Source organism: Dietzia maris (assembly GCF_014144855.1).
Taxonomy (GTDB): domain Bacteria; phylum Actinomycetota; class Actinomycetes; order Mycobacteriales; family Mycobacteriaceae; genus Dietzia; species Dietzia kunjamensis.
In genome coordinates this window covers 1-10,054 of the sequence record NZ_JAALDN010000057.1, presented here as the reverse complement: position 1 = coordinate 10,054, position 10,054 = coordinate 1, and the positions used below count along the sequence as shown (strand labels likewise).

Here is a 10,054-nt window from a genome sequence, read left to right as displayed (position 1 = left end):
CGGCGGGCGTGCGAGCCGGGAAACCGGCGAGGCTGCTCGAGCCGACGAGGCCGCCGGGCCAGCGGCGCGATGGGCCGCTGGGGCGACGTCAGATGCGGTCGACCAGCAACTTGGCGAACGCGGCCGGATCGGACAACGTGCCGCCCTCCGCGAGGACGGCCGCACCCGACAGCAGCCGGGCGGTATCGGCCAGGCCCGGCGCCGACGGATCCGATGCGTACTGCTCGCGCAGCCGCTCGACCAGCGGGTGCGTGGGGTTGAGCTCGAGGATCCGCTTGCTCGTGGGCAACTCCATGCCCGAAGCTCGGTACATGGCCTCGAGCTGCGGAGTCATGTCGAACTCGTCGCCCACCATGCACGCGGCCGATTCGGTGAGCCGGTGCGACAGGCGCACCTGCTTGACCTCGTCCGACAGCTCCTCGCCCAGCCAGGTGAGCAGGTCGGCGAACTCGGCCGCGTCGGGCTCGTCCTTGTTCTCCTCGCCCTCCGAGCCGATGCCGGACAGGTCCACGTCGCCCTTGGCCACCGACCGCAGGCGCTTGCCGTCGACCTCGCCGACCGCGTCCACCCACACCTCGTCGACCGGGTCGGTGAGGATGAGGACCTCGACGCCGCGGGCACGGAACGCCTCCAGGTGCGGGGAGTTCTCCACCGCCGCGCGGGACGTCCCGGTGAGGTAGTAGATCTCCTCCTGCCCGTCGGCCATCCGGGAGACGTACTCGGCGATGGTGGTGCCCACCTCGTCGTCGTCACGCTCGTCGTCGCGCGGGGTCTCGTCCGATCCGGACCCGGCGTTCCCGGCGCCCGCCTGGGCGGGACGCGTGGAGGCGAACGTGCTCACGGCCAGCAACTGCTCCCGGGCGTCGACGTCCGCGATCAGGCCCTCCTTGAGGACGGCACCGAAGTTTGCCCAGAAGCTGCGGAACTCCTCCGGCCGGTCGGTCCTGATCTGTTCGATCGTCTGCAGCACCCGCTTGACCAGGCGCTTGCGGATCGCCCGGATCTGGCGGTCCTGCTGGAGGATCTCGCGGGAAACGTTGAGCGACAGGTCCTGGGCGTCGACGATGCCCTTGACGAAGCGGAGGAACGGCGGGACCAGCTCCTCGCAGTCGTCCATGATGAAGACACGACGGACGTAGAGCTGCACCCCGCGCTTGGTGTCCGGGGAGAACAGGTCGAACGGCACCTGCGTGGGAAGGAACAGCAGCGCCTGGTACTCGAACGTGCCCTCCGCCTTGAGGGTGATCGTCTCCAGCGGCTCGTCCCACGCGTGCGAGACGTGACGGTAGAACTCGGCGTACTCCTCGTCGGTGACCTCCGAGCGGGGCCGCGTCCACAGCGCCTTCTGGGAGTTGAGCGTCTCCGTCTCGGTGACCGTGCCGGGAGCCTCGGGCGCGGCGTCCTCGGCGGCGGCATCGTCTGCGCCGGCCCCGTCCGCGCCGGCCCCATCCGTCGACTCCGGCTCCGGCGCCGGGCGCTCGACGTCCATGCGGATCGGCCAGGCGATGAAGTCCGAGTAGGTTCGCACCACCCGGCGCAGCGTGTGCTCCTCGGCGTAGTCCGGGAGCGCCGCGTCCCCACCGGCCGGCTTGAGCTGCAGGATCACCGAGGTGCCCTGGGGAGCGTCCGGGGCGTCCTCGACCGTGTACGTGTCCTCGCCGCTCGACGTCCAGCGCGTCCCCGCACTCTCGCCTGCCTTGCGGGTGACCAGCGTGACCGTGTCCGCGACCATGAACGTCGAATAGAAGCCGATGCCGAACTGACCGATGAGGTCCGCGGTGGCCTGCTCCGAGACCTCACCGGACTCCTGCGCCGCCCGGGCCGCGGAGAGTGCCTCCCGCATCTGCCCGGTGCCCGACCTGGCGAGCGTGCCGATGAGGTCCACCACCTCGTCGCGGGACATGCCGATGCCGTTGTCGCGGATCGTCAGCGTCCGGGCGCCGGCATCCGGGATCAGCTCGATGTGCAGATCCGAGGTGTCCGCGCCGAGCGAGGAATCCTGCAGCGCGGCCAACCGGAGCTTGTCCAGCGCGTCCGAGGAGTTGGAGATGACCTCGCGCAGGAAGGTGTCCGGATTCGAATAGATCGAGTGGATCATCAGATCCAACAGCTGCCGGGTCTCGGCCTGGAACTCCCGGGTCTCTGCTGCACCGGAGGTCTGCGGGCTCATGGCGGGTATCGGTCCTTTCTCGTCACGGCTGAAGGGTTGGCGTGATCTGTTCACACCGTCCCAGTCAACCTAGTGTGAAGCACAGACATTCCTGGAGGTGAGGTGCCCGTGACCCCGACCCCGTTGAGCCCGGAGGACCTCGCGGTTCTCGACCGGGCCACCACCCTGTTCGGCCGCGCGCTCGCCGGCGGTCTCGACGGAGACTGCGACGCCTGCCCGGGATGGACCCGCCGCGACTGCGCCAACCACGTCCTGGGCGGTGGGCTGCGATACGCCGCCTACTTCTCACGGCTGCCGGAGTCGGAGATCGGGTGGACCCGCACCGCCGACCACGCCGGCGAGAAACCGGTCCCCGCCCTGCACCGCACGTCCGCCGGTCTGCGAAGGGAACTCGCGCGGGCCCGGGACGCGGACGCGACCGTCCCGCACCGCCTGGCCGACATCCCGGTCCGCGACCTGCTCGCGCTACGGGTCTTCGAACTGCTGGTCCACGCCCACGACCTCGATCCCCGGACCTGGGAGTCGACGGAGGCGGAGGACCTCGCCGCCTGGACGCTCGACCACGCCAGGAGCGTGGTGGAGTTGATGCGGTCGTTCGACGTGCTCGCCGAGGCGAGCCCCGTGACGCTCGGGGCGGACTCTCGGGCCCGACTGCTCGCGCTGTCCGGACGGCGCCCCTCCCCGGCCGGGCCGGGCGGCAACGGCGACAGCGACAGCGACCAGATTTAACGTGTCCGGCGGCGCAGACGGGTCTAGCGTTGCGTATACCGGGTAGCACCGGCACGCGGTCGCCCACGACGAGAGACTCCGACAATGGCCATGACCTGCGTCCCCTACATCTCCTTCCCCGCCAACGCGGCGGAGGCGTTCCCCTACTACCAGGAACTCTTCGGCGGAAAGCTCGAGGTGATGACCTACGACCAGTTCCCCTCCACCGAGGACTTCCCGTTCGACCCACCGCACGGTTCGGTCGCCCACGCGACCCTCGAGGTCCCCGGGATCAGCCTGACCGGCGGTGACGCCATGGGCGAGAGCCTCCCGCAGCCGCGCAGCGACGTCTACTCGTTCCTGCTGGGATTCGACACCGAGGACGAGGCCCGTGCGTTCCTGGACAAGGTCACCTCGAGCGGTGGCGAGATGGCGATGCCGTTCGGGGTCGCCCCGTGGGGTGACCGGTACGGGCAGGTCCACGATCGGTTCGGCATCCGCTGGGACGTCGTCGTGCCGGGCACCGGAGACTGAATACGCACTGACCCGGCCAAGCCACCCTTATCCGGCGCCCGTGCTTGTTACCGTTCTGGCATGGAAATTTCTGGAGCAAGTGCCATCGTCACGGGCGGTGCGTCGGGAATCGGCGCCGCCGTCGTCCGTCAGCTCGCCGCCAAGGGCGCCAAGGTCGTCGTCGCCGATCTCAATGCCGAGAAGGGTGAGGCCCTGGCGAACGAGGTCGGAGGCGTGTTCGTCTCCGTCGACGTCACCAAGACCGACCAGAACGAGAAGGCCGTCGCCGCCGCTCTCGAGCTCGGTCGCCTGCGCTACCTCGTCAACTCGGCCGGCATCGGCTGGGCTCAGCGCACCATCGGCCGCGACGGCGAGTACTCGTCGGCCTTCGACATCGACTCGTTCCGCAAGGTCATCGACATCAACCTCATCGGCTCGTTCGACATGCTGCGGCTGGCCGCCACCAAGATGAGCACGCAGGAGGCCGACGAGGACGGACAGAAGGGCGCCATCGTCAACATGGCCTCCGTCGCCGCGTTCGACGGCCAGATCGGCCAGGCCGCCTACTCCGCCTCGAAGGGCGGCATCGTCGGCCTGACCCTGCCCGTCGCGCGTGACCTGTCGGCCGCCGGCATCCGCCTCAACACCGTGGCGCCCGGCCTCATCGACACCCCGATCTACGGCGAGGGCCCGGACTCGGAGGCATTCAAGGCCAACCTCGGCTCGAATGTCCTGTTCCCGAAGCGTCTCGGCTCGGGCGACGAACTGGCGTCCATGGTCATGGAGCTGCTCACCAACCCGTACATGAACGCGGAGACCATCCGCGTCGACGGTGGCATCCGGATGCCACCGAAGTAGCACGCCCCCGGAATCGACCACGCCCCCGGGCATCGAAAAGGACGTTCCGCGCACTCCCCTTTCGGGCGATGTGCGCGGAACGTCCTTTTCGACGGTGCGGTTCTCGACGGTGCGGTTCTCGACGGTGCGGGCTTTCGACGGTGCGGGTGCGGGTCAGGCCTTCGCGCGCCGCTTCTTCATCCGGCCCTCGAGGTACACGGCGAACTTGGTGAGCGTGTAGTTGACGAGGATGAACAGGATGCCCGCCACGATGTACGCGGGGACGGTGTTCGCGTACGCCGAGCCCAGGGTCTTGGACCAGTTGAGCAGCTCCAGGTAGGTGATGCCGTAGCCCAGTGCGGAGTCCTTGAGGACGACGACGAGTTGGCCGACGAGGGCCGGGAGCATCGCCGTGAGTGCCTGGGGGAGCTGGATCGAGCGCAGCACCTGCCCCGGGGTGAGGCCCACGGCCAGTCCCGCCTCGGACTGCCCCGCGGGCAGCCCGTGGACACCCGAGCGGACGAGCTCGGCGATGACCGCGCCGTTGTAGAGGGTGAGCGCGGTGACGACGGCGGCGAGCGGCGCGTGCTGGTTGGGCACGATGTCGGAGGTGGCGAAGTAGCCGAAGTAGGCGAAGACCATCATCAGCAGCACGGGCACGGAGCGGAAGAACTCCACGATCACGCTGCAGAACCAGCGCAACGGTGCGAACGGCGAGAGCCGCCCCATGCCGAAGAGCAGCCCGAAGACCACGGCGAGCACGATGGAGATCGCCGCCGCCGTGAACGTCCCCTTGAGGCCCGGGATGAGGTAGGACGTCCACACCTCGGGGTCGGTGACGAACGGCTCCCACATGAAGGCCTTGAGCTGGCCGGCCTTCTCGAACTGGAGATAGATGACGTAGGCGATGGCGACCACGAGGACCACGCCGACAGCGGTGAGGATCCTGTGCCGCAGCCGGGCCTTGGGGCCGGGTACGTCGAAAAGTACCGCCTGTGTGCTCATCGCTTCACCGACAGCTTCCGGGAGAGGGAGGTGGTCCACAGTCCGATCGGGAGGGTGAGGACCACGAAGACCATGGCGAAGAAGAAGAACGTCAGCAGGCTCGCGCCCTCGTTCTCCGTGATGACCTGGAGCAGGCCGGCGGAGTCCCCGACACCGATGACCGCCGCGACGGTGGAGTTCTTGATCAGCGCGATGACCACCGACCCCAGCGGGGCGATGGACCCGCGGAACGCCTGCGGGAGGATGACCTCTCGCATGGACTGGCCGAAGGCCAGACCGATCGAGCGGGCGGCCTCCGCCTGCCCCACCGGGACGGTGTTCACGCCGGAGCGCAGGGCCTCGCAGACATACGCGGCGTGGTAGACGGCCAACATGATCGCGGCCCACCAGAAGGCGTTGCGGGCGAAGTCGTCCGAGACCGACAGCTGGAGGATGAAGGACAACCCCAGGATGCTGAAGACCATCAGCAACGTCAGCGGGAGGTTCCGGAACGTGTTGACGTACGAGGTGCCCAGGCCGCGCAGGACAGCCACCGGGGACACGCGCAGGACGGCGATGATCGTCCCCAGGACCATGGCCCCGATGGTGCCCAGGACCGAGAGCTGGATCGTCACCCAGACCGCCCCGAGGACGTCGTAGTCGGCGAAGATGTCGCCCATGGTCCACCTTCCGTGGTGAGGTGCCCGCCCTCCTCCCCGCGCCGGTGGGTCGGCGCGGGGAGGGAGGCGGTGGTCGGCCGGATCGGGTGCCGATCCGGCCGGGCCGGATCAGATCAGGCGCAGGCCTCCGGCTCGGGCGGATTGCCCTCGCCCGGGGTGAAGCCGGCGGCGCCGAGGTTCTCCTCGACGGCGGTGTCCCAGGTGCCGTCCGAGATCATCTCGCGGATGGCCTCGTTGATCTGCTCGCACATCTCCGTGTCGCCCTTGGCGATGCCGACGCCGTACCGCTCCTCGGAGAACGGCTCGCCGACCACCTTGAGCTGGCCCTGGTACTGGTCCTGGGAGGCGTACCCCGCGAGAATCGTGTCGTCCGTGGTCAGCGCGTCGACCGCATTGGACACCAGCGCCGAGACACACTCCGAGTACGTGCCGAACTCCTGCAGGTTCACACCCGGCACCTGCTCCTTGACCGTCTGGGCCGACGTCGACCCGGTGACCGAGCACAGACGCTTGCCGTCGAGGGAATCGGGACCGGTGATCGAGTCGTCGTCGGAGCGGACCAGCAGGTCCTGACCGGCGATGAAGTACGGGCCGGCGAAGCCGACCTTCTCCTTGCGCGAGTCGGTGATGGAGTAGGTGGCCACGATCATGTCGACCTGACCGGTCTCCAGCAGCGTCTCGCGCTGGGCGCTGGGGGCCTGCACCCACTCGATCTCGTCCTCGGGGGTCCCGAGCTTGTCGGCGATGTAGCGCGCCACATCGACGTCGAGGCCGGTGTAGTCGTTGCCCTCCTTCAGCCCGAGTCCCGGCTGGTCGAACTTGATGCCGACCTTGAGCTGGTCCTCGCCGCCGCCATCGTCGCTACCGCACGCGCTCACGCCGAGTGCCAGGGCGACGGCCGCCGTGGCCGCTCCGATCCGTCGGATGTTCATGGGTTCTCCTCGTGGGATGGGTGGATGGGTCTCGTTCGGGTCCGCGGACGGGCCCGACTAGTTGGTGAGGATCTTGGACAGGAAGTCCTTGGCCCGGGAGCTCTGCGGATTGGTGAAGAACTCCTCCGGGGTGGCCTGTTCGACCAACTCTCCGTCCGCCATGAAGATCACGCGGTCGGCCGCCTTGCGGGCGAAGCCCATCTCGTGGGTCACCACGACCATGGTCATACCGGTCTTGGCCAGCCCCGTCATCACGTCGAGGACCTCGTTGATCATCTCCGGGTCCAGGGCGGACGTCGGCTCGTCGAAGAGCATGACCTTGGGGTCCATCGCCAGCGACCGGGCGATCGCCACGCGTTGTTGCTGACCGCCGGACAGCTGCGCCGGGTACTTGGACGACTGCTCGTGGACACCGACCCGTTCGAGCAGTTCCATCGCGCGCTTCTCGGCCTCCGACTTGGACTGTTTGCGGACCTTGATGGGACCCAGCGTCACGTTCTCGAGGATCGTCTTGTGCGCGAACAGGTTGAACGACTGGAACACCATCCCGACGTCGGCCCGCAGTCTCGCCAGCGCCTTGCCCTCCTCGGGCAGCGGCTTGCCGTCGATGGTGATGGAGCCGCTCTCGAAGGTCTCGAGCCGGTTGATCGTGCGGCACAACGTCGACTTCCCGGACCCCGAGGGGCCGATCACCACGACGACCTCCCCCTGCTCGATGGACAGGTTGATGTCCTTGAGCGCGTGGAAGTCACCGAAGTGCTTATTGACGCCTGAGATCTCGACGAGAGCCATGGTGGGATCATAAGGGTCCGGTGAACACTTGCCGGTCAACTCGGCAGTAGTTGTTCGCAGTTCGGGTTTCCCGGAACGGTCGACATGACGCTGATCGCTACGTACCGTTCTGACATGGCGATATCTGATGTAAGGGAATACGCCCATCTCTCCGCCGAGGACGTCGATGCCATCGGTGAGGAACTGGACGCGATCCGCCAGGAGGTCGTCGACTCCCTCGGGGACGACGACCGCCGCTACGTGCAGAACACCATCCGCCTCCAACGCGGACTGGTGACCGGCGGCCGGGTCGTCCTCCTCTTCTCCGGGAACCGACCCGCGTGGCTGGTCGGCACCGGACTCCTGGCGGCCGGGAAGATCATCGAGAACATGGAGCTCGGGCACAACGTGATGCACGGGCAGTGGGACTGGATGAACGACCCGGTGATCCACTCCAGCTCCTGGGAGTGGGACATCGTCGGCACATCCGAGCACTGGAAGGCCACCCACAACTACCACCACCACAAGTACACCAACATCATCGGCATGGACGACGACGTCGGGTACGGCGTGGTGCGGGTGACGCGTGACCAACCGTGGCACCCGGCGAACTCGCTCAACCTGGTGTGGAACACGATCCTCGCCCTCGCCTTCCAGTGGGGCGTCGGCGTCCAGCACCTGGAGATCGCGCCGGCGACGATCAACTCCTCCGGGCGGGCCGAGCGCAAGAAGCGGATCGGCCAGTTCCTCCGCAAGGCCCGGCGCCAGGTGGGCAAGGACTACGTGTGGTTCCCGCTGCTGTCGGGGCCCAACTGGAAGTCCACCATGAGCGCCAACATGACCGCGAACATCATTCGCAACCTGTGGTCCAACGCCGTGATCTTCTGCGGCCACTTCCCGGACGGCGCCGACAAGTTCACGCTCGAGGATCTCGAGTCCGAGACGCAGGCGCAGTGGTACCTGCGCCAGATGCTCGGCTCCGCGAACTTCACCGGCAGCAAGCTCACGCACTTCATGTCCGGCAACCTGTCGTTCCAGATCGAGCACCACCTCTTCCCGACGCTCCCGTCGAACCGGTACGCGGAGCTCTCGGAGAAGGTCCAGGACGTCTGCCGGCGGTGGGACCTGCCGTACACCACCGGGCCGCTGTACAAGCAGTACTGGCAGTCCTGGCGCACCATCGTCAAGCTCTCGCTCCCGAACCGGTTCCTCAAGGCCACGCCGGACGACGCGCCGGAGACCCGCTCGGAGAAGATGTTCGCCGGCGAGCCGACGACCTACGACGACGCCGTGGGTCCGCGCTCCGGCCTGGTCACCGCGCTCAAGCACCACACCGACCCCGACCAGCTCCGCCGTCTGACCCGGACGGTCTGAGCGTGGCAGGCCCGGGACCCGGCGACCGGACCCCGAGCGTCGACGGGACGCACCGCCGACCCGACGGCGCGACCGACGCCGAGATCGAGGCGGCCGGGACCGTCGGCGAGGCGATGGAGTACATCGAGCGCGCCCGCGGACACCTGTACGACCTGCACCAGCTGATCGGCCGGGCGGACATCCTCTTCCAGGAGGCCGCCGACCAGCTGGACGATGCCGGCCGGTCCGAGCTCGCCGCGCGCATCCGTGAGGAGATGGTGGGGGTCAACGTCCTGCACGGGCGCTGGACGTTCCAAATCGTCGAGGAGTTCGACGACGGGTTCTGGAGCACGGCCCGCGCCCTGGACAGTGCGGTGCGCGACGAGCTCACCGGAGGACGACGGCATGTCCACGAGGCGGAGATGAAGGAGGCCAACCGGACCGGCGGCCGCCGGGGGCACGAGGCCACCCCGCAGGATCGCAACTAGATCCCGCGGACCGCCAGCCTGCCACCCGGGTACACGGCCGCCGACTCGCCGCCCGGGTCGTCAGCCGGTGCGGTGGCGGCCGGAGATCCTGTGCCTCTCGGCCTCGGTGAGTCCGCCCCACACTCCGTAGAGTTCACCGGAATTGAGGGCGAACTGCCGACAGGTATCGAAGACCGGGCACGTGGCGCAGACCGACTTGGCCTGCTCCTCCTTCTTGCGCCGCTCCGCCTTCGACTCCTCCTCCAGGCTGTAGAACAGGTCTTCGTGCCCGATGCACGCGGCGTTGTCACGCCAGGACCAGAAGTCCGAGGTGGGTTCGAGGTTCCTGTATCTCGGCATTCATCCTCCGTCCCTGCGCCTCGCGAAGTGCCCTGCCTCGAGCCCTGAAAGTTCGTCGTTCGCAGTCGATGACGCAATACTGTCAGGGTTCCGGGGACGTCCCGCCGCACTTTCGGGGTCGTGAGATGAAGTATCGCCCCCGGGGACGGCATGTGTGCAGCAGTTATCAGCCTTCGTGATGGCATCGTGAGAAAACGCCTAGGCGTGGTCCGGGTGGCGTGGATCACCCGAAAAGGGGCCTACTTCGTCGTCGTCGTCGCCCGGATGACCTCCGCGGCG

The 10,054-nt window shown here is 68.0% G+C and carries 11 protein-coding genes; 5 read left to right on the top strand and 6 right to left on the bottom strand.

Annotated features, from left to right (window positions below; all coding sequences use genetic code 11):
- Positions 1–88: 88 nt before the first annotated feature.
- The gene (htpG, locus tag G6024_RS02170; RefSeq protein ID WP_159147834.1) at positions 89–2,170 is read right to left on the bottom strand and encodes a molecular chaperone HtpG; all 2,082 of its coding nucleotides are present in this window, start codon (positions 2,168–2,170) and stop codon (positions 89–91) included.
- A 108-nt stretch (positions 2,171–2,278) separates the two neighbouring features.
- Here htpG and G6024_RS02165 point away from each other — a divergent pair, with 108 nt between their 5' ends.
- From G6024_RS02165 to G6024_RS02155, 3 genes are all read left to right on the top strand, one after another.
- Positions 2,279–2,899 carry a maleylpyruvate isomerase N-terminal domain-containing protein gene (locus G6024_RS02165; RefSeq protein ID WP_119192774.1) on the top strand — a complete coding sequence of 207 codons (621 nt, stop codon included), beginning with the start codon at positions 2,279–2,281 and terminating at the stop codon, positions 2,897–2,899.
- Positions 2,900–2,983: 84 nt separating this feature from the next.
- The gene (locus G6024_RS02160; RefSeq protein WP_159147832.1) at positions 2,984–3,412 is read left to right on the top strand and encodes a VOC family protein; all 429 of its coding nucleotides are present in this window, start codon (positions 2,984–2,986) and stop codon (positions 3,410–3,412) included.
- 60 nt (positions 3,413–3,472) lie between these two features.
- The gene (locus tag G6024_RS02155) at positions 3,473–4,249 is read left to right on the top strand and encodes an SDR family NAD(P)-dependent oxidoreductase (protein WP_132062945.1); all 777 of its coding nucleotides are present in this window, start codon (positions 3,473–3,475) and stop codon (positions 4,247–4,249) included.
- 153 nt (positions 4,250–4,402) lie between these two features.
- Here G6024_RS02155 and G6024_RS02150 read toward each other — a convergent pair whose 3' ends face one another.
- From G6024_RS02150 to G6024_RS02135, 4 genes are all read right to left on the bottom strand, one after another.
- Entirely contained in the window at positions 4,403–5,233 is an 831-nt protein-coding gene (locus tag G6024_RS02150; protein ID WP_067718882.1) for an amino acid ABC transporter permease, read from the bottom strand.
- Complete coding sequence (locus tag G6024_RS02145; protein WP_067718880.1) at positions 5,230–5,892, bottom strand: amino acid ABC transporter permease; 663 nt, start codon at positions 5,890–5,892, stop codon at positions 5,230–5,232. The genes G6024_RS02150 and G6024_RS02145 overlap by 4 nt, the downstream gene beginning before the upstream one ends.
- A gap of 113 nt (positions 5,893–6,005) precedes the next feature.
- The gene (locus tag G6024_RS02140) at positions 6,006–6,824 is read right to left on the bottom strand and encodes a glutamate ABC transporter substrate-binding protein (protein ID WP_119192757.1); all 819 of its coding nucleotides are present in this window, start codon (positions 6,822–6,824) and stop codon (positions 6,006–6,008) included.
- Positions 6,825–6,881: 57 nt separating this feature from the next.
- A complete protein-coding gene (locus tag G6024_RS02135; RefSeq protein ID WP_069389523.1) occupies positions 6,882–7,616 on the bottom strand; it encodes an amino acid ABC transporter ATP-binding protein in 735 nt (244 codons plus the stop codon).
- Positions 7,617–7,730: 114 nt separating this feature from the next.
- On the opposite strand from G6024_RS02135, the gene G6024_RS02130 reads away from it, so the two are divergent.
- Positions 7,731–8,969, top strand: a complete 1,239-nt coding sequence (locus tag G6024_RS02130) for a fatty acid desaturase family protein (protein ID WP_119192775.1) — start codon at positions 7,731–7,733, stop codon at positions 8,967–8,969.
- A gap of 2 nt (positions 8,970–8,971) precedes the next feature.
- Positions 8,972–9,436 (top strand): hypothetical protein, encoded by a 465-nt coding sequence (locus G6024_RS02125; protein WP_200841539.1) that lies wholly within the window; start codon positions 8,972–8,974, stop codon positions 9,434–9,436.
- 60 nt (positions 9,437–9,496) lie between these two features.
- Here G6024_RS02125 and G6024_RS02120 read toward each other — a convergent pair whose 3' ends face one another.
- On the bottom strand, positions 9,497–9,775 hold the full coding sequence (locus G6024_RS02120) for a WhiB family transcriptional regulator (RefSeq protein ID WP_119192758.1): 279 nt from the start codon (positions 9,773–9,775) through the stop codon (positions 9,497–9,499).
- Between the last annotated feature and the right edge of the window lie 279 nt (positions 9,776–10,054).

Coding starts and splice junctions, on each gene's coding strand:
- htpG (WP_159147834.1), bottom strand. CDS start 2,170: ATGAGCCCGCAGACCTCCGGTGCAGCAGAGACCCGGGAGTTCCAGGCC.
- G6024_RS02160 (WP_159147832.1), top strand. CDS start 2,984: ATGGCCATGACCTGCGTCCCCTACATCTCCTTCCCCGCCAACGCGGCG.
- G6024_RS02155 (WP_132062945.1), top strand. CDS start 3,473: ATGGAAATTTCTGGAGCAAGTGCCATCGTCACGGGCGGTGCGTCGGGA.
- G6024_RS02150 (WP_067718882.1), bottom strand. CDS start 5,233: ATGAGCACACAGGCGGTACTTTTCGACGTACCCGGCCCCAAGGCCCGG.
- G6024_RS02145 (WP_067718880.1), bottom strand. CDS start 5,892: ATGGGCGACATCTTCGCCGACTACGACGTCCTCGGGGCGGTCTGGGTG.
- G6024_RS02140 (WP_119192757.1), bottom strand. CDS start 6,824: ATGAACATCCGACGGATCGGAGCGGCCACGGCGGCCGTCGCCCTGGCA.
- G6024_RS02135 (WP_069389523.1), bottom strand. CDS start 7,616: ATGGCTCTCGTCGAGATCTCAGGCGTCAATAAGCACTTCGGTGACTTC.
- G6024_RS02130 (WP_119192775.1), top strand. CDS start 7,731: ATGGCGATATCTGATGTAAGGGAATACGCCCATCTCTCCGCCGAGGAC.
- G6024_RS02120 (WP_119192758.1), bottom strand. CDS start 9,775: ATGCCGAGATACAGGAACCTCGAACCCACCTCGGACTTCTGGTCCTGG.